Below are 17,568 nucleotides of genomic sequence, written 5' to 3'. Positions count from 1 at the left end.
GTATGTCCTTAGTCGTTTAAATCATAATGTAATTTAGAGAAAGGGCGACTAATCTTAAAATCGAAGTCAATCAACGTCTGTATATCATTTTTTTGACGATAAAGTTCTCTCATGAATTGTAAGAAGATGTAGCGACATGTGTATAAATCGTCTCCTGTATCTTCTCGCATCGCTGCGTAATTAATCTCCTCACCAAGCGAATCATACACGATCGTCTCAAACTCCAGATTCGTATGCCACATGAAATCTAAAAACCCATGCAGGACTGCTTTTTTATAGGTCTCTAGTGAAAAAGTAGCCAAGAGTTGATTTTGATAATGAAATTCTACTCGTTTTTTTCGATAGAAAAATCGAATAATGAACTGGTTAGAAATTTCTTCGTTTTCATATGGAAGTGACCAATCGAACTTTTCGATGTCATGCAAATCATTCGTGGTCACACTTTTTATTAACGCATGCCAAAATTGGAATAGCTCGCTCACGTGTGCGTTAAAAGAGAGAGGCATGCCCTCTATACAAAAAACGACTTTTCCAGCAGGATAGCCGCCAGCTCGACCAAAAGCATAGTTAAAGATATCGTTGTCGATCGTATGGGTCATCTCTACGAATCCTGGATAAGTGTGATTCACATCATGCTCTTCTTTTTCAGGAGGAATTTCAAGATAGCTTTTAATTTCGAGATTCATAAAAACGTCCTTTCTGTTATCTCATAAGAGTAAAGCTTTAATAGTTGCTGTTGTCGCTCACTAGAACGTAATAAGCGTCATCAATATTATAAGCGAAAATATACATGGGTGAATTCGTCGTCTCAATCGCCTCAACTAAAGTCCATCCTAATTTTTTATAATATGCTGAAGCGTTTTCTGTTTTTAAATAGATTATTGTGATCTGTCGTGACTTGGCGTAGACGATTAGTTGATTGATCAGTTGCAGCGCGATCCCTTGATTTCGATAGACTTTTTCAACGAATAAAGAAGCGAGCCAAGGCGTATAGGCTGGTCGTTCCTTCAAGTCATTTTCAAAGAAGGAGACGGTTCCGATACACGTGACATCATCTAAGGCAATCAACGTCACAGGATACGACTCATCTGATTTTTTGTCTAAAAAGGCTTTTATTTGTTCATAGGGTGTCGTCCCTTTTTTCTTTTGAACGAATTCGGTATGAATCATTGTGGCAACTACTTCTAGTTGTTCAGGATGATTCGATAATGTATCAATGATCATCTTTTCATCCTCCATTCTAGACTGGTTGTATCGATCGTTAAATTAATCTGTCCTGATCAGAATAAAGGAGCTTTGGAATGAACTTCGAACAATACTTGCAACACCATTTTGGGAAGGTAAACTTATTTGATCGTTCCTTTGTCGAGAAGGATTTAGTATTCCACGTAGACTTAGTAAAGGACCTGTATCAGTTAAAGAAAAATTCAGATGAAATCAACGAGGAATACTTCAAACAGGCATATCAAAAATCGAACGAACTGTTTGAAGATCTATTCCGAGAAGAGGAGTCCCTTTACTTCATCGTGCATGTGAGAAGTGAGCGCGGTAAGTATCAAAAGTCAGCGACGAAAGTATTCCGTCACTTAAAAAGAAGAGAAGATCAATACAACATAAAATTCGTAGAGAAAATAATGGATGAAGAAGAGCAGGTATCCGAATATGCCGTGTTATTACCGAACAAAAGCGCATTAGATTATAAGCGTGTAATCAAAGCAATCTGCCATCAGGATTTTCCGACGCTACATCCAAGATTTCGTCAAACGTATACATACTATCCAGAAATCTTTTTCGTGAACGTGGATCAAAAGATCGTCATGAATATCTATGATGATCGCGGTTGTTTCCTACTGTTCGGTGATTCAGCAACGTATGACGTGTTCAAGAAGAAATATCGTAATGATATCAGCTAATCGAATTTAATCGCTTTTAGAAATACTCAAGCTAGTGCCAAGAAGCCGATCACTGAAAAAATAAAAAGCACCAATAGAGAAGTGAGCAATGTTAACGCAAGGATTTTCCCCGTATTTCTTAGACTTATGATGGCGCACACTAGCGCAAGCACTAGTCCAGCTAACATATAGTTCGTTCCCCAAAAGCCATTGAAAGGCAAGAACTTGAACGTTATAAAAGTAAAGACTACGATGCCGATCGAGATCCATCCTAGATGTTTTCGCATAAACTGCCTCCTCTTAAAATGAATACGTATAGTCATAATTTGGTTCTTTTTTAGCATATCATTACAAATGTTTACAGCGAAAGAGTTTTGTAATCGTCGCTTAATGATAACCTGAATGAAATACGTGTCAGACAACTGCTCGTCACGGGACATACCAATAAGCAGAAAACAATTGAACAGTCATCGACCAACAAACAATCCCTCACTCTAATCAGAATGAGGGATTGTTTCGTTTCATCATTAGACCGTCAACTCAATCACATTACCTTCCGGGTCTGCGATCGTACTTTCATAATACCCGTCACCCGTCGTCCGGGGACCGTCAAGGTGTTGTATACCGGCGTCCCGTAACCGAGCCGTCCAGTCGTCGACCGCTTGTTTGCTGCCAAGCGAGAAGGCGAGGTGGGCATACCCGAGCGCATTCATCGTCCGTTCCGTGATATCCGTCCGTTGCATCAACTCAAGACGCGCACCACTCGAGAACGTCAGGAAATACGACGTGAACCCTTTCGTCGGATTATGATACCGCTCGCCTGCCGTAGCATCAAAATGTGTTTCGTAGAATTGACGCATCCCGTCAAGGTCTGCCACCCAGAGGGCGATATGTTCAATCTTCATCTCCATTCCTCCTTTTTTCAAGACGCTTTTGCCAATCGCTGTCTGAATAACATCCGGTTCAAGCCTTCCGTAGCGACCAGCATCAAGAAGATGAGACTGATCGTAAACCAATGGAACAATGATAAGGAGTAGGACGTCGCCAGCCATCCGAACAATGGTGGCATGAAGGTACTACCGGTATAGGCGAATGCCATTTGTACCCCCATCAGCCGTTGCGCCGCAGCTTCTCCGAACCGTACCGGCGTCTCATGTAGCATTGCCGGGTAAATCGGTGCGAGACCAAGCCCGACAAGTACGAAACCAAGCGGCATCCAGGCAGCGGGTGCGAGGATGAAACAGGCGGCTCCGACGAATGCCGTCCATTGACCGACACGAATCAAACGACGATTCGACCAGCGTAGCGACAGAAAACCACTGATGAATCGCCCCGCGGTGATGCTTCCGTAATAGACGGAAATCCACGTCGCTGCTGATGTTACGGAAAAGGACCGGACTTGGACAAGATAACTACTGCCCCACAGCCCGACGACCGCCTCAACCCCACAATAAAAGCAAAACGCTGCGAGAGCGGCAATCAATCCGCGTGGTTTTCCGGACGACGTATTCACGGACTGAACCTGTTCAGACACCTGTTTCGGAGCCCGCTTCCAGAGTGGTAAGCTGACAATCAAGACAATCATCAAAATAAGTTGCAATGCGCCGACGACGAGGTAACCAAAACGCCAGCCGGAATCGAGCAATACACCAGCCATGATGAGCGGACCAGCCGTCGCACCAATGCCCCAGAAGCAATGGAGCCAGTTCATATGATGTGCTTGATAATGGGTGGCAACGAAGTGGTTTAACGCCGCGTCGACGACTCCAGCACCGAGTCCGAGCGGGATCGCAAGGACGAAGAGCCAAATCAAGGACGGAGCAACGTAAAAACCAATTAACGCCAGTGCCGTCAAACCGGCAGAAGCTGCCGTGATTGGACCCGTTGAATAACGTTCGATCAGACGACCGCTAAACAGACTCGAGACGATCGTTCCGGCAGCGATCGTCATGAAGAGCCAACCTGCCATGTCGAGCGGTGCGTCGAGATCGAGCCGCATCACGGGCCACGCTGTACCGAGTAACGCATCCGGAAGCCCAAGACTGATGAAAGCGAGATAAATCAAAGGTAATAGTAGACGGGTCAATGGGCGAGACCTCCTAACGGAATTTGTTCAATGAATGACTGGATGCTCAGTTGCATCAGACCATCTAAATAATCAGTTTCCCAGTCGCCTTGCCGCAATTGAGGTAATTTGTCGAGCGGAAAGCGCTTGGCGCATCGTTCCGTCAACCGTGCTAATCCGTCATCCGAAACATCTGACGACGTAAACAAGATGACATCTGGATTCAAAGTGACGCTAAACGAGAGAATGATCCGGCATAACGCCTCATACCAGTCGTCAGAGTATGGTGAACTCTCTGCGAGAATTTGACCGACATTTCGCTTGTCGTCAAACGGGATGAACGAGATCTCTCCAGCAAAGTGATGCGCTCCGCGGACGACATGACCGGAAACGGCGACGCCGGCTCCCGGTCCGTTCGTTCCGAGATACATATAGACCGTCGATTCGTTTTCTTGAGCCGGAGCGATGACAGCCGCATTCATATCATTTTCGACGATGACGGGTCGCTCGAACCGTTCCGTCAGTTCTTGTTGCAAAGGGCGACCGTCTAGCGTCGGATAATCCGGGGCGAATAGGATCGTGCCGGTTGTATCAACGGCACCAGCGACACCAATCGCAAGCGTTTGAATAGATGGATGATCGTCGAGTAATGTTGTCAGTGTTTTCGATAAAACAGATCCATGATCCGACGAATTGAAGTTCAGGCGATCCGTTGCGATCAGATGTCCACCGACGTCGTGTATGCGATACTGCAGATACGTGCGTTCGAGATATAGAGCGAGTCCGTGGAAGCGATCCGCGCGGTAGCGATACCGTTTTGCCGGACGCCCTCCGCGAACCAATTCAAGTGGTGTCTCTTCAATTTCAAGAGCAGCGATCATCTGATCGATCTGTTTGCTTGCAGTCGGAAAACTGACATCCAAGACTTGACGAATCGCAGGGATCGTATCCAGATGGTCGACTAAAAAAGCGTGACGTGTAAGTGAAATGAGTTCAGTCAAACAAAGACCTCCAATCTAAATCACTTATTAAAAAAGTTTAATAAGTTTTGATTTGAGTATAGCAGGTCGGAAGAAAAAGACAAGTTTAAAAAAGAGGTGTAGGATAAGAATATTTAGAGAAATAACGTTTCATCCTATCGTTGTCTGGATATATAAATAGAAGATAAAAAAATTTTAGTCATATATCTTTAATTCATACTATTCCGATTTGTAATATCTTGGATAGCCTGCAACGGGAGGTAGATGACGAGAGGAGTTTGTAATCATGACCACCCAACTTTCAACCAACCTAGGATCCCAAGATATTTTAGCCTCCCTGCAAGATAATGTCGCAATGATTCGATTCGACCGGCAACGTCGTGTCGTCGACGTCAATGGTTTATTCGCAAAGACGATGAAATATAAACGAGAAGAGATGATCGGGATGCAACATCACCTCTTCTGCACGACGGAGTTTGCAATGAGTGACAGTTACCAAGCATTTTGGCAGAAGCTGTTTAGTGGCTTCAGTACGGCAGATAAAATTGAACGCATCGATGCGCATGGTCAATCGATTTGGCTAGAAGCAACCTATATGCCGATTTACGATGGAACGGAAGTGACCGGTGTCTTGAAGATTGCTTCCGATATTACTGATCGTCAGCAGACGATTCAAAAGTTCGCGACTTCGTTTGACACGATTGCTAGTGATTTAAATACGCGGTCGACGCATGGCGAGCAGGAAAGCGAAGCGTTACGGCGAACGATCGAACAGATGGCCGAGACGACCCGTGATAACCATCAGACGATTGAACGGTTGCAACGCCAGGCACAGGACATCACTCAAGTGACCGAGACGATCAAAACAATTGCGTCACAGACGAATCTCTTGTCACTGAATGCATCGATCGAGGCAGCGCGAGCCGGAGAACACGGCAAAGGATTCAATGTCGTCGCGACGGAAGTCCGAAATCTCTCAAAGCTCGTCGAACAAGCCGTCGTCGATGTCCGACAAACGACGCAGCGAATGAATGATGAACTGCAGCGGATTGCCCGTGCGATGACGCAAGCAACGTCGGATGCACAAGCAAGTGTCACGGTCGTCGCAGAAACGGTCGATCGCTTCCATGACGTTCAGAGTGCGGCATCGACGTTAACGAAGACAGCGCGAGACTTTACAAAAGCAATTTAAGTGAGAGACGGCATTCCGGTAACGGAGTGCCTTTTTGTATAAAAAAGTACCTCTACACTTTGGAATAATATGTTAATATACTACAAAACGGAAAGGGAGCGAACTACTGATGAATATCCGCACTGCTCGACCTGACGATTTTCAGGAATTGATTCCATTGTTCCAGCAAATTCACGATCAACACGTCGCCTTACGACCCGATCATTACCGTCCGCACGAGATGCCGGTTCCGGAAGACTTATTTCTGTCGCAACTCGAGAATCCGGATTTTGCATTACTCGTTGCGGAACAAGACGGGCTTGCCGGTGTGATCGTCCTAAAGGAAGACATCGTCGAAGGAAGCGGCTTCGTCTTCGATAAGCATTACTTACGCGTCATCAGTCTCGTCGTTGCGGATACGCATCAAAAACAAGGCGTCGGGAAACGATTGATGCAAGCCGCTTACGCACATGCGGAAACGATTGGCTGTGACAAAATCGAACTCGGCGTCGATGACGCCAATCAAGAAGCGATCGCCTTTTACGAGGCACTTGGAATGGCTGTCCGCTCGAGACGAATGGAATGGAACGTGACGTCAAGCAGGGAAACGACAACGTGATGTCAAACAACAGGTACTAGAAAGGAGAGAGGTCATGTTCAGATTACAAGTATCCAATCACGTATCGCTTCAATTAATCGAACGGCACCATGCGGAAGGATTATTCGCCCTCGTCGATGCCAATCGCACACATCTTCGCGAATGGCTCGGTTGGGTCGATGGTACAACAGATGCCATTACATATCAGGAGATCATCATTCCAGCATGGCTGCAACAGTTCGCCGATGGCAACGGCTTTACATGTGGCATTTATCTTGAGGACGAGCTCGTCGGAACGATCGGTTTGCATGAGATTAATCGACACCTCGGGCAAACGTCGCTCGGCTATTATTTAGGAGAAAAGGGACTTCGAAAAGGCGTCATGACGGACGTCGTCCGGTTCGTCACGAACTATTGTTTCGAGACGCTCGGCTTAAACCGAGTCGTCATCGAGTGTGCGACCGGAAATAATCGGAGCCGACGAATCCCGGAACGACTCGGCTTCACGGAAGAAGGCGTCTTACGGGACGCTGAAAAATTATACGGGACCTATCATGACATTGTCGTCTATGCGATGTTAAAGCAGGACTGGTTAAAAACAAAGGAGGTGGCAGCATGCGTATCGAGCCAATGAATCAAGCGACTTATGAGTCGTATCTACCGGTAGCAATCGAGGAATATGCGGGAGATAAGTGTCGCGCTGGTACGTGGTCAGAGAACGAGTCACTTGAGAAGGCGACTGAAGAGTTCGCAACATTGTTGCCAGAAGGTCTGAAAACGAAGGATCATTATTTGTTTACGTTTCGTGATGAGACAGATAGCGACATCGGGATGGTTTGGGTCCATGTGACAGAAGAATCACGCGGACGTTGCGCTTTCATCTTCGACGTCAAGATTACGTCTGAAAAGCAAAACCAAGGATACGGCAAGGAAGCGCTCCGCTTACTGGAAGTGATGTTGAAGCGGATGAACGTCAAGAAGATTTCCTTACACGTCTTTGCGCATAACGAACGGGCGATTCATGTGTATGAATCGCTTGGGTACGAGAAAACGGATTATCATATGTCGAAGTCCTTATTGGATGAATAATTAGAAAACCCGCCTGAAGATAGGGCGGGTTTTGTCATAGAATGGGTGACAAGAGCCTAGAAATACTCTCCTTGAAACGAATCATCCGCGAGCGAGCAGCATATTTTTCAATTGTCAGCTTTTCGCTATCTGCGACGTCAGACAAAAAGAGTAATTCCAATTCTTCTGCTACGGCTTGATGATATAGAATCGCATTCATTTCAAAATTCAATCGAAAACTTCGCGCGTCGATGTTCGTCGTTCCGACCGAGGCGATCTTCCCATCGACGACGATCGTCTTCGCATGCATGAAACCGAGGTCATACGTATACACGTCAGCACCATGTTGAATCAATTCACCGACAGAGGCATAGGTTGCCCAGTAAACAAATGGATGATCCGGTTGATTCGGGATCATGATTTTTAGTGTCACGCCTGAGGCAAGAGCGATTTTGCAGGCATCCATGAAACTTGTATCGGGGATGAAGTAAGGCGACTGGATATAGATGGATTTCTCTGCCGTAAGGATCATTTGAATCAGCATGTTCTTTAAGTATTCCGATTCAGATGTCGGTCCGGATGTAACGATTTGAACCGGCACGGTGTCGTTCGTTCGGTCATGGACTGGAATCGGTGTCGTCGACCAATCCGTTCGCTCTTTGCTTGCCGCATCCCAATCTTGTTCAAAATGATATTCGAGCTCTTCGACGACAGGGCCGAGGACGCGCAGGTGTGTATCTCGCCAATAGCCGAATTGTTCATCTTCCCCGAGATACTCGGAACCGACGTTAAATCCTCCAATGTAGCCGATGCGTCGGTCGATCGTACATAATTTCCGATGATTGCGGTTATTGATTCGTAGATTCAAGATACCAAGCGGTGATGAAAAGAACGATCGAACCTCACCACCATCGTTTTTGAACGCATCAAAGTCCTTCGCTTTTAATTTCCAAGATCCGACGGCATCATACAGAATCCGAACTTTGACACCGCGCTTGGCTTGTTCGAACAAGGCAGTAAGAAGTCGATCGCCGAGCGGATCGCGTTTCAGGATGAAATATTGGATGTTGATTTCGAGTTGTGCCTTTTGAATATCTGACAGTAAGGTATCGAATTTCTGATGACCATCGAATAGTGTCCGGACATCTGTCGCTTCTGTTAAGAGGGCACCTGACGCCCGATTGGCTTGAATCAGTTTTTGATAAGGAAAAAGAGGGGTGTTGTATGCGATTTCGGTTTTGTCTTGTGCAACGAATTGTTGTTCACGTACTCGGAGGTGTTCTTCAGGCACATGGTAAAAGGTGTCCTGTTTTAATGAGCGACCGAGTACCAAGTAAATCAAGAACCCGATGATCGGTAGGAAGAAAAGAATCATCAGCCAAGCCCAGGTCGCGCTGATGTCGCGTCGCTCGAAGAATAGGATGGCGATGGCTGCGGCTACGTTGGCGAAGAAAATGGCGTAGAACAAAATCGATAGAATAAGGGTATAGTCCATCAATACGAACACCTCGTTTTCAAAAGAATGACGTTGACAGGAGGAAGGAACGATGGTCTTGGAGTGGGTACGCTTCATCTCACGCATCATTTTCATTCCGATTTCGGATGATTTATTGGTCATCCGTCAAATTTCGAATTGGCTCCAGCAAGGTCAAGTGCCGTTCGCCATTTTTTTGTTGGTCTGGTCAGCATGTTTCGTTTGTTTTATTCTCTTCTACGGTATTCCACGGTTGTTCCGTGAGCTTCCGATCATTCAAAAGCTATTGACCACAAAACATCTCGCAAAAGCCGAAGCGATTTTACAAGAGAAAGGTGCTTTTGCGATCGCGATATCATTTTTCCTACCCGGAATTCGGCGTCCGATTCATTACATGGCGGGTTTGCTTGCCTATCCATTTCGTCCGTACGTACTCGTGACGTTAGCCGGAACCGGTGTCTATGCGTTGAGTTGGACGTTTTTGATCCATCGTTTAGGAGCTTACGGGTTGTTGAACCGATTCTCGACTTGGTGGGCGACGCATAGTCATGTCCTCTTAGTTCCCGGAATCATAGTGGCGTGTGGTATCTTATGTTGGATTTTCCGGGATATGATCCGGAACTGGTTCGTCCGATCGTAATGCGGTATGTCGAAGCTTAGCAAGTTTGATGACATTAAGGACGGTGACTTTAGCAACGGCGTAAAACGGAACCGCGAGTAACATTCCGAGGATGCCTGCTAGTTGCCCAGCAACGAGTAAGACGACCGTGATCGTGATCGGATGAATTCTTAATGATTTTCCTTGAACGAGTGGGGAAATGACGTTAGCATCGAGCTGTTGCACGATCGTAATGCCAATGATGGCGTACAGTCCTTTGATCGGCTCATCGAGAAAGGCGATCACGACTGCGGGAGCTGCTCCAAGAAAAGGACCGAGATAAGGGATGATGTTCGTCGCGAAGATGAATAGTCCGAGTGGTAAGAAGTACGGAATATCGAGCCACCAAAGGACGAGTGTCGCGAGGCTCCCGACGAAAGTACAGACAATCAATTGAGCTCGGACGTATGACCGGATCGTTCCATTCATGTCTTTTATTATGAATAGGGCTTCTTTTCGATAACTGGCAGGAATGAACTGGACCAAGGCGTTCGGTAATTTTTTTCCGTCTACTAACATGAAAACATATAAAAAGAGGGCAATGAACAATGTAAAGACGGTTGAAGCAATGAATCGAATCAACCATACGACGGACCCTGCGATGGATGAAAAAACATGACCAAGAAAAGTCGTCGCACTTTTCATCGAGTTTTCGAACGATGCGAAGTTATCTTCAATGGATGGGATGGAGGTGCCGTATTTTGCATATAACAATAAGGATTGTGCATATAATCGTTCAGCAAATCCAGGAACGGCAGCGACGAAAGCAACCAATTGTTTCGTAATCAAAGGAAATAACGTCAAAAAGAAAAGAAGAACAAGACTGAATAAGCCGATCAAGACGATGACGATAGCTAGTTTACGTGAGCGGAGTCGGCGTTCAAGTGAATCGACGAAGCCGACCGACAGATAGAATAAAATACCAGCGATGATGAAAGGTGTGAAAATCGTCGTGAAGAGTACGAACAGCGGGTAGAAAAGAAAATCGACGAGCCGTGCCATGTAGATGATGCCAAGCACGAGCAAGATGAACAATCCGATGCGAAAGGAACGATTGGAAATCAAGCGAGACAAAACGATCACCCTCTCTAAATATCATGGACATGTTGTATCCTTTCCCGAAAACGCCTAAAATAATTTGAATATTTTGAACAATATATTCTTTATTACATATAATTGTTATTTTCTAAACAGAATGGGTAATCATAAGTTAACTTGATCGCATCGTTCTTATAAGTGAAAATCCTCATTGATCTACTTCGCACACTACCTTCATTCCTTTTCGTATGAGACTGCTAAAACATCACATTGACAAGCACAGTTCGCCTTCCTGATTATTCTCATCATCTCTCTTTGATTCTCCCAACTGATTCATTCACTCGACTAAACCGAATAAACAGTTGTCGAACATGCTCAAATCATTTCATGATCCATTTCATCAAGCACTTAGGTGGAGGAGGAATCAAGATGTCAACGTCGCGACTCTTACAAGAATTCATGGAGTTGGTTCAAATCGATTCTGTATCTTACGCAGAAGGGGAGTTTCAGCATGCTTTAATTCAGCGTTTTCAAGCACTTGGTTTGACGATTTTAGAGGATGATACAAAAGGGCAGACAGGACTAGGTGCCAATAACTTCGTTGCCCGTCTTAAGGGTGTTGAAGGAATTGAACCGATCTTCTTCTCCTCACACATGGATACCGTTTCCCCCGGTCAAGGCATTCGTCCGCGAGAAAAAGACGATCGGATCGAGTCGGATCAGACGACGATACTTGCTGCGGATGATAAGGCAGGGATCGCAATCATGCTCGAATTGATTAAACGGATTCAAGAACAACGAATTCAGCACGGTCCGATCGAATTCATCCTGACGGCAGGGGAAGAGGTTGGTTTGCTAGGGGCGAAGGCCGTCGACATGGCGATGTTAGAAGCGACCTATGGATATGTCCTTGATAATGGAGGTCCCGTCGGTGGGATCATCACGACGAGCCCCTCGATGTATCGGTTGGATGTAAGCGTGACTGGTCGCGCCGCTCACGCCGGTCTCGAACCAGAAAAAGGGATATCGGCAATTGAAGTTGTTGCTCAGGCAATCAGTCGGATGAAGCTAGGACGGATTGACCATGAAACGACAGCAAATATCGGTCAGATAACTGGTGGAACGGCGATGAACGTCGTCATGGAACGGTTAGAATTCGTCGCAGAAGTTCGATCGTTTGATCATCACAAGTGTTTAGAACACGTCAAGATGATGGAGACGTTATTAAACGAAGAGGTCACGAAGTATGGAGCAAAACTGGACTTTCAGGCGACGCCCCTGATCACCGGATATCATTTTGAAGAGACGCATCCACTAGTGGTCCATGCCAAAACGTGTCTTGAGGTAGTCGGGCGTCATGCTCGTTTTGAGCGGAGTGGTGGAGGAACCGATGCTAACGTTTTTAATGAAAAAGGGAAGGATGTCGTCAACGTATCGATCGGTTATGAAGAAATTCATACGGTGAATGAATATATTCTAATCGAAGAATTCGAACAAGCCGTCAACTTCGCACTTGAACTCGTTCGACAGATGCCTTCTTTCCCATCGTCAAATTAAGTCGTCAAATTAAGGTGTTCTTGGTCATGGATAAGCTGCCGCCTGGTCGTCTAAAAGGGAGGAAACCGCATGCAACCCATCATCGCCTTTACGATCATTATGCTCATCTGGACTGTCAGCGATTATGTTTAACGAAAAAACGAAGGCCTTATTATCTTCCTTATTCGTTGCCTCCATTATTTTCTTGATTGGATTCAAGACGAATCTTTTTCCAGAAGATTTGTTACCGACGTCCTCATTACTGCCACTTGGTCAAACGGTCGTCGGTATGATCATCGTCCACCTCGGAACTTTGATCAGTCTTGATGAATTCAAGCGACAGTGGAAAACGTTCTTGATCGGGGTATCAGCAGTGTTAGGTATCAGTGTCCTATTGTTTACGATCGGACGATTACTGCTTGATACCAATTACGTCTTAAGTGCGATTGCTGCCATCAGTGGTGGAACGATTTCCGTCATCATCGTGCAGGAGGAAGCATTAAATGCTGGACTAATCTCTGTAGCTGTTTTTCCAGTCTTGATTGCCGCCTTACAAGGATTGATCGGTTTTCCGCTGACATCGATCATTCTTCGGAAAGAAGCGCTCCGGATTCGGGACGGTGTTCGGGATGGTAGTATCACGAAACGTACGGAGCTTAATCCAGAACAAACGTCTGACAAGCAAACGATTCTTCCAGAACCGTTTCGAACGACGGCAGGTACATTGTTCGTCGTCGGAGTCGTCGTAATCGTCTCGACGTTTCTCAGCGGTTTGACGAATGGCTGGCTCAATACGTTCGTCATTGCCTTATTGCTCGGTATCGCCTTACGGGCAACGGGCGTCCTAAAACCAAACGTCTTGAACGGGATCGATGCCTATGGTTTGATGATGCTGGCGATTTTATTAATCATCTTCGGTCCACTTGCGACGACTTCATTTGCGGACCTCGTCGAACTACTCGTACCACTTTTGATCGCCTTTTCTCTTGGTGTACTAGGCATCGTGTTGTTCGCGATGCTTGCCGGGAAACTGCTCGGATATTCCTATTCGATGGCGATCGCGATTGGTTTGACGTCTTTATATGGCTTTCCAGGTACATTGATTCTCAGTCAAGAAGCTGCTAAAAATATCGGGGAGACGGAAGATGAGGTCCAAATCATTGAAAACGAAATTTTACCCAAGATGGTCGTTGCCGGTTTTTCGACGGTGACGATCACATCCGTCTTCATCACCGGTATTTTAGCGTCGTTCATCTATTGAATGGAGGTTTGGAAAATGGGATTACAAGAGGATATTAGTCGTCTGAAAAATTATTCGGGCAAGCCAGTCTTATCGGTCTATTTGAGCACAGCACCGGACAAACGGAATCAATGGCAAACGATCTTACGCAATGAGCGAAAACGCATCCTGTCTGAACACGACGATCAATCAACGATTGAAGGTTGTTTTGATGCTGTTGAGCGAGCGATTCAAGAACATCGGACGCAACTATTACGTAGTGTCGTTGCTTTCTTTACGGACGATGGTCAATTAAAGGAAATTCATCTGTTACAAGTAGATGTGACCGATGAGGTCAGCTACGGTCCAAAAGCGAACGTCAATCAATTAGAGGTGCTCGATCATCAGTTTCCGAGAACGGGTATTATCTTGACGCATCTCGACTCGGCATCGATTCTTGATGTCCGGGTCGGTGAAGTCGAATCAAGACGGGACTATGAACTTGATTTGGATACGGGACAATGGCGCCGTTATCAAGGACGAAGTGCACGGCAAGGAGCATCGAGCAGTAGTCAGTCAGACGATTTCCAAGCACGTGTCAATCAGCAAGCGGAACGCTTCTATCGTGAACTAGCGTCTGAAATCGATACATTACGACGGACACAAGACTGGGAACGGCTGATTTTAATTGGTGAGCGGAGCCAGGCGAGCTATTTGGAACAAGCGTTGAAGGCAAAACCGGATCAAGTCATTCACAAAAACTTATTGCAAGCGAGTGATCAACAGTTACTGCAACATGTATTTTGAACAAAAACTCCCTTAGTGAATCGTTCACTAAGGGAGTTCGTGTATTAACGCCACGTCTGTAATGTATTCGCGAACTGGATGTTCGTCTCCAGTTCTCCTGTAATCTCGCTTGCTGTGAAGTCATTGCCAGCGAGCCAGTCGGCAAAGTCGAACGTGACCGGTTCCTGATCACCACCGAGCGCGAACCAGACCTTCAATTCTTCCGGGAAGTAGGCAGACGTATGGATCGTTCCCGCCCACTGCGCATATAAATCAGCGAAGACGCCTTTATCAGTATCGTTGAGTAGTCGGAATGCGGACTCCGCATCTTGAATCATGTGTTGATGCGTCTTTAACTCCATCATTCGACGTTTTGAGTCATCGAGGTGATAACGGTTTTCGTGCTGCAGCAAATCGAAGTGATTGGTGCACATGTTCGATTCCCGTACTTGGACGTCGCGTGCCGTCGCCTCGATGACGAACGAACGCGCCGATTTATCGTGGACGACGTACGTGAACGATCCGCGATGCGGAATTTCCTTGACGAGTGAAATCGCGTCGTCGACCGACGTGCACATCTCGAGGATGATCCGCCCGATCATGAAACTGACGAACCCATCGCCCGGACGGCGACGGTTGATGAAGTTATAGCCCATTGCAAGCCCATGTTCATTCATCCCGTCCATCCGACCGGTCACCCGCGATGCGGGACCGATGATTGCTGAGCCACCATCATTCGGTTGAAAGACGGAAAATCGACCATCATATGTCATCGGATGGTAATCATAGTTACGGACGAGGAAATTATCACCGGTCATGATCGAACAACCACTTTTCGGTCCTTCGACCCGGTAATGCCCGAAATGGAGTAACGTATCCGGAAGCGACAGTTCAAGTTCGTCCTGGAGTCCAAGTAACTCGTCCCAAATATGCGGGGCGTACCGGAGAAACATCTCCTTCGTCTCGACCGGATCGACTTGAAAGCGCGGAACACGGATCTTCCAGTTGTCCTCCCGGTTATGGAGCAACTGGTTTCGTTTGACGTAACGCCCTTGTTCGCGACCGAACTCATAATGACTGCCGCGGAATTGTGTGATCTCATTGGCTACACGTTGCATGGAATCCATCCTTTCTTCACCTGCTGTATGCTGATTATATCGAACACGAGAGAGAAAGTCGTACGGCAGGGCTTTGCTTGAGCACATCAAAATATAGGAATATTGAAAAATCAATCAACTATTTTAATCCTGAACCGATAAAAAAACGGGAGGGGATGGAATGAAACACATGTCAGTCAGACGGAAGATTCAAGTATTGATTGCGACAGCAATCATCTCAATGCTCTTAATCGCAGGAGCAGGACTCTATTTCTTGAATCAGATGTCGAATGCTTCACGCACGATGTATCAAGAAAATCTGATACCAATTCAAGAGGTGGCACAGATCCGAATCGATACACGGGCACTCGATTCCTTTTTAGTCGAGATGATTTTGACGAAGGACGAGACTCGAATCGGTGAACTGCAGGCGGATATCGATACGCGACAAGCGCAAATCCGTTCATCGCTCAATAAGGTAGAAGATACAGGACTATTTACCGCACAGTCAAAAAAACAATTAGAAGACTTAAAGGATAACGTCCTAGCCTATGATAACGGGATGAGCCTCGTCCAAGATGCCGCGACGCGAAATGAGAACGAAGAGGCTTATAAAGCCTACTCGGATAGTTTGGAGCAAGTCCGGGACAATGTTGCCAGTTCAGCGAAGTCGTTGATGGCTTCGATGACGAGACAGGCGAAGGATCTGAACGCTCAAAATCAGTCAGAAAAACAGACCGCCTTTTACTTAATGCTCGGGATTATCTTGTTAGGTGTCGTCCTATTCGTGGGACTTGCTTTATACATCACGCGTCTGATTACCCGTCCGATTCGTCGATTACAAGGCTGGATGGACCAATCGGGTAACGGTGATTTGACGGTTCGTGGCGATTATGATTCTAAAGACGAACTCGGTCAATTGACGACGTCCTTTAATGAGATGATCGCGTCACAACAACAAGTCGTTTTAGAATTGACGGGAACAGCAGAGCGTGTCGCTGTTGCTTCAGATGAACTCAGCGTCAACGCAGAATCGACGACGAAAGCAACCGAGATGGTTGCCGTGACGATGGAAGAGATGGCAAGTGGTGCGAGTCAGCAGCTGCACCAAGTGTCTGATGCTTCACGGACGATCGAAGAGTTAACGACGTCGGTCCGTTACGTCGCTGGCAATGCGCAGCAGATGACGGAACGCACGGCAGAGGCGATGGAAAAAGTTTCGCTCGGTGGTCAGGTCGTCGGAACACTCGGGACACAGATGGGACGGATTCAGGAAGACGTCTCGCGTCTCAGCCACGTCATCGATGGTCTCGGTAACCGATCGCAGGAAATCGGACAAATTACGGATTCGATCAAAGGTGTCGCGGCGCAGACGAACTTACTCGCGTTAAACGCAGCAATCGAAGCAGCGCGCGCCGGTGAACAAGGACGCGGATTCGCCGTTGTCGCAGCGGAAGTCAAAACGCTCGCTGAGCAGTCGGCAGTCTCGGCAAAACAGATCGAGTCGTTGATTCGTGTCATCCAACAAGAGACGGAAGCATCGGTTGTCTCGATGGAAAAAGTCTCAACCGAGATGACGAGTGGAATCGCTGTCGTCGATCGGGCAGGTGCCTCATTCTCAGAAATTGAGACAGCCATCACCGACGTGACAGGGCACGTCGAGGAGGTATCCGGTGCCGTTCAGGAAATGGCGGCGGCGAGTGAACAGATCGCATCTGTCATGCGGACGATTCAAGCAGTGACGGAAGGAACTGCTGCCGGAACGCAAAACATCTCCGCTTCAACCGAGGAACAGATGGCGTCGATGGAAGAGATTGCATCCGCGTCCCAATCACTCGCAACGATGGCGGATGATTTGAAACACGTTACCGGACGATTTACCGTATAAGATTAAAAACGACCTCGATGGAGACATGATCGAGGTCGTTTTTATGTAGGGATAAATGGGAAAAGAAGGTGATTCATGGAGACGCGTCGTATGTATCT

18 protein-coding genes are annotated in these 17,568 nt (G+C 46.6%); 10 read left to right on the top strand and 8 right to left on the bottom strand.

Features of this window, described 5'->3' with window-relative positions; translation table 11 throughout:
* Positions 1 to 8: 8 nt before the first annotated feature.
* Together EXG77_RS08350 and EXG77_RS08345 are read right to left on the bottom strand one after the other, a co-directional pair.
* Positions 9 to 686 (bottom strand): hypothetical protein, encoded by a 678-nt coding sequence (locus EXG77_RS08350; protein ID WP_035397482.1) that lies wholly within the window; start codon positions 684 to 686, stop codon positions 9 to 11.
* Between the two features lie 37 nt (positions 687 to 723).
* On the bottom strand, positions 724 to 1,224 hold the full coding sequence (locus EXG77_RS08345; RefSeq protein WP_081637390.1) for a GNAT family N-acetyltransferase: 501 nt from the start codon (positions 1,222 to 1,224) through the stop codon (positions 724 to 726).
* Between the two features lie 77 nt (positions 1,225 to 1,301).
* Between EXG77_RS08345 and EXG77_RS08340 the strand changes: the two genes are divergently transcribed.
* Positions 1,302 to 1,913, top strand: coding sequence for a hypothetical protein (locus EXG77_RS08340; protein WP_035397480.1), 612 nt, complete (start codon positions 1,302 to 1,304; stop codon positions 1,911 to 1,913).
* A 506-nt stretch (positions 1,914 to 2,419) separates the two neighbouring features.
* Here the strand turns inward: EXG77_RS08340 and EXG77_RS08330 are convergent.
* From EXG77_RS08330 to EXG77_RS08320, 3 genes are read right to left on the bottom strand one after another with little or no spacing between them, the layout of a single operon-like run.
* Complete coding sequence (locus EXG77_RS08330; RefSeq protein ID WP_035397476.1) at positions 2,420 to 2,797, bottom strand: VOC family protein; 378 nt, start codon at positions 2,795 to 2,797, stop codon at positions 2,420 to 2,422.
* Positions 2,798 to 2,814: 17 nt separating this feature from the next.
* Positions 2,815 to 3,978: a sugar MFS transporter gene (locus EXG77_RS08325; RefSeq protein ID WP_035397474.1), complete on the bottom strand. Its 1,164-nt coding sequence runs from the start codon at positions 3,976 to 3,978 to the stop codon at positions 2,815 to 2,817.
* Positions 3,975 to 4,958 (bottom strand): ROK family protein, encoded by a 984-nt coding sequence (locus EXG77_RS08320; protein ID WP_052017130.1) that lies wholly within the window; start codon positions 4,956 to 4,958, stop codon positions 3,975 to 3,977. Before EXG77_RS08320 ends, EXG77_RS08325 begins: the two co-directional genes overlap by 4 nt.
* 265 nt (positions 4,959 to 5,223) lie before the next feature.
* On the opposite strand from EXG77_RS08320, the gene EXG77_RS08315 reads away from it, so the two are divergent.
* From EXG77_RS08315 to EXG77_RS08300, 4 genes are all read left to right on the top strand, one after another.
* A complete protein-coding gene (locus tag EXG77_RS08315; RefSeq protein WP_035397472.1) occupies positions 5,224 to 6,129 on the top strand; it encodes a methyl-accepting chemotaxis protein in 906 nt (301 codons plus the stop codon).
* Between the two features lie 109 nt (positions 6,130 to 6,238).
* The gene (locus EXG77_RS08310) at positions 6,239 to 6,727 is read left to right on the top strand and encodes a GNAT family N-acetyltransferase (RefSeq protein WP_035397470.1); all 489 of its coding nucleotides are present in this window, start codon (positions 6,239 to 6,241) and stop codon (positions 6,725 to 6,727) included.
* Positions 6,728 to 6,761: 34 nt separating this feature from the next.
* Positions 6,762 to 7,340 (top strand): GNAT family N-acetyltransferase, encoded by a 579-nt coding sequence (locus EXG77_RS08305; RefSeq protein ID WP_035397468.1) that lies wholly within the window; start codon positions 6,762 to 6,764, stop codon positions 7,338 to 7,340.
* Complete coding sequence (locus tag EXG77_RS08300) at positions 7,322 to 7,795, top strand: GNAT family N-acetyltransferase (protein WP_035397466.1); 474 nt, start codon at positions 7,322 to 7,324, stop codon at positions 7,793 to 7,795. The genes EXG77_RS08305 and EXG77_RS08300 overlap by 19 nt, the downstream gene beginning before the upstream one ends.
* A gap of 34 nt (positions 7,796 to 7,829) precedes the next feature.
* On the opposite strand, the gene cls is transcribed toward EXG77_RS08300, so the two are convergent.
* Complete coding sequence (gene cls / locus EXG77_RS08295; RefSeq protein WP_035397464.1) at positions 7,830 to 9,269, bottom strand: cardiolipin synthase; 1,440 nt, start codon at positions 9,267 to 9,269, stop codon at positions 7,830 to 7,832.
* A gap of 52 nt (positions 9,270 to 9,321) precedes the next feature.
* Between cls and EXG77_RS08290 the strand changes: the two genes are divergently transcribed.
* On the top strand, positions 9,322 to 9,888 hold the full coding sequence (locus tag EXG77_RS08290; protein WP_052017129.1) for a DedA family protein: 567 nt from the start codon (positions 9,322 to 9,324) through the stop codon (positions 9,886 to 9,888).
* On the opposite strand, the gene EXG77_RS08285 is transcribed toward EXG77_RS08290, so the two are convergent.
* Positions 9,838 to 10,989, bottom strand: a complete 1,152-nt coding sequence (locus EXG77_RS08285) for an AI-2E family transporter (RefSeq protein ID WP_238987931.1) — start codon at positions 10,987 to 10,989, stop codon at positions 9,838 to 9,840. The two genes, EXG77_RS08290 and EXG77_RS08285, sit on opposite strands and share 51 nt — an antisense overlap.
* A gap of 384 nt (positions 10,990 to 11,373) precedes the next feature.
* Here EXG77_RS08285 and EXG77_RS08280 point away from each other — a divergent pair, with 384 nt between their 5' ends.
* The 3 genes from EXG77_RS08280 to EXG77_RS08270 all read left to right on the top strand — a co-directional run bounded on the left by EXG77_RS08280 (position 11,374) and on the right by EXG77_RS08270 (position 14,506).
* Positions 11,374 to 12,501: a M20/M25/M40 family metallo-hydrolase gene (locus tag EXG77_RS08280; RefSeq protein WP_035397460.1), complete on the top strand. Its 1,128-nt coding sequence runs from the start codon at positions 11,374 to 11,376 to the stop codon at positions 12,499 to 12,501.
* A 124-nt stretch (positions 12,502 to 12,625) separates the two neighbouring features.
* Entirely contained in the window at positions 12,626 to 13,741 is a 1,116-nt protein-coding gene (locus tag EXG77_RS08275; RefSeq protein ID WP_203229910.1) for a hypothetical protein, read from the top strand.
* Positions 13,742 to 13,756: 15 nt separating this feature from the next.
* Positions 13,757 to 14,506, top strand: a complete 750-nt coding sequence (locus EXG77_RS08270) for a VLRF1 family aeRF1-type release factor (protein WP_035397458.1) — start codon at positions 13,757 to 13,759, stop codon at positions 14,504 to 14,506.
* A gap of 44 nt (positions 14,507 to 14,550) precedes the next feature.
* Here the strand turns inward: EXG77_RS08270 and EXG77_RS08265 are convergent, their stop codons facing one another.
* Positions 14,551 to 15,603: a C45 family peptidase gene (locus tag EXG77_RS08265; protein ID WP_023468255.1), complete on the bottom strand. Its 1,053-nt coding sequence runs from the start codon at positions 15,601 to 15,603 to the stop codon at positions 14,551 to 14,553.
* 160 nt (positions 15,604 to 15,763) lie between these two features.
* Here EXG77_RS08265 and EXG77_RS08260 point away from each other — a divergent pair, with 160 nt between their 5' ends.
* Entirely contained in the window at positions 15,764 to 17,470 is a 1,707-nt protein-coding gene (locus tag EXG77_RS08260; RefSeq protein ID WP_035397455.1) for a methyl-accepting chemotaxis protein, read from the top strand.
* The last annotated feature ends 98 nt before the right edge of the window (positions 17,471 to 17,568 follow it).

Origin of the sequence: Exiguobacterium sp. OS-77 (assembly GCF_000414195.2) — a bacterium.
In the GTDB taxonomy this organism is placed as follows: domain Bacteria; phylum Bacillota; class Bacilli; order Exiguobacteriales; family Exiguobacteriaceae; genus Exiguobacterium_A; species Exiguobacterium_A indicum.
This window is presented reverse-complemented; position numbering and strand designations above follow the sequence as displayed.

What these genes read in the sequence shown, in the direction of transcription:
- EXG77_RS08340 (WP_035397480.1), top strand. Translation starts at nt 1,302, where the DNA reads ATGAACTTCGAACAATACTTGCAACACCATTTTGGGAAGGTAAACTTA.
- cls (WP_035397464.1), bottom strand. Translation starts at nt 9,269, where the DNA reads ATGGACTATACCCTTATTCTATCGATTTTGTTCTACGCCATTTTCTTC.
- EXG77_RS08345 (WP_081637390.1), bottom strand. Translation starts at nt 1,224, where the DNA reads ATGATCATTGATACATTATCGAATCATCCTGAACAACTAGAAGTAGTT.
- EXG77_RS08305 (WP_035397468.1), top strand. Translation starts at nt 6,762, where the DNA reads ATGTTCAGATTACAAGTATCCAATCACGTATCGCTTCAATTAATCGAA.
- EXG77_RS08330 (WP_035397476.1), bottom strand. Translation starts at nt 2,797, where the DNA reads ATGAAGATTGAACATATCGCCCTCTGGGTGGCAGACCTTGACGGGATG.
- EXG77_RS08310 (WP_035397470.1), top strand. Translation starts at nt 6,239, where the DNA reads ATGAATATCCGCACTGCTCGACCTGACGATTTTCAGGAATTGATTCCA.
- EXG77_RS08300 (WP_035397466.1), top strand. Translation starts at nt 7,322, where the DNA reads ATGCGTATCGAGCCAATGAATCAAGCGACTTATGAGTCGTATCTACCG.
- EXG77_RS08265 (WP_023468255.1), bottom strand. Translation starts at nt 15,603, where the DNA reads ATGCAACGTGTAGCCAATGAGATCACACAATTCCGCGGCAGTCATTAT.
- EXG77_RS08270 (WP_035397458.1), top strand. Translation starts at nt 13,757, where the DNA reads ATGGGATTACAAGAGGATATTAGTCGTCTGAAAAATTATTCGGGCAAG.
- EXG77_RS08280 (WP_035397460.1), top strand. Translation starts at nt 11,374, where the DNA reads ATGTCAACGTCGCGACTCTTACAAGAATTCATGGAGTTGGTTCAAATC.
- EXG77_RS08260 (WP_035397455.1), top strand. Translation starts at nt 15,764, where the DNA reads ATGAAACACATGTCAGTCAGACGGAAGATTCAAGTATTGATTGCGACA.
- EXG77_RS08275 (WP_203229910.1), top strand. Translation starts at nt 12,626, where the DNA reads ATGTTTAACGAAAAAACGAAGGCCTTATTATCTTCCTTATTCGTTGCC.
- EXG77_RS08290 (WP_052017129.1), top strand. Translation starts at nt 9,322, where the DNA reads ATGGTCTTGGAGTGGGTACGCTTCATCTCACGCATCATTTTCATTCCG.
- EXG77_RS08315 (WP_035397472.1), top strand. Translation starts at nt 5,224, where the DNA reads ATGACCACCCAACTTTCAACCAACCTAGGATCCCAAGATATTTTAGCC.
- EXG77_RS08350 (WP_035397482.1), bottom strand. Translation starts at nt 686, where the DNA reads ATGAATCTCGAAATTAAAAGCTATCTTGAAATTCCTCCTGAAAAAGAA.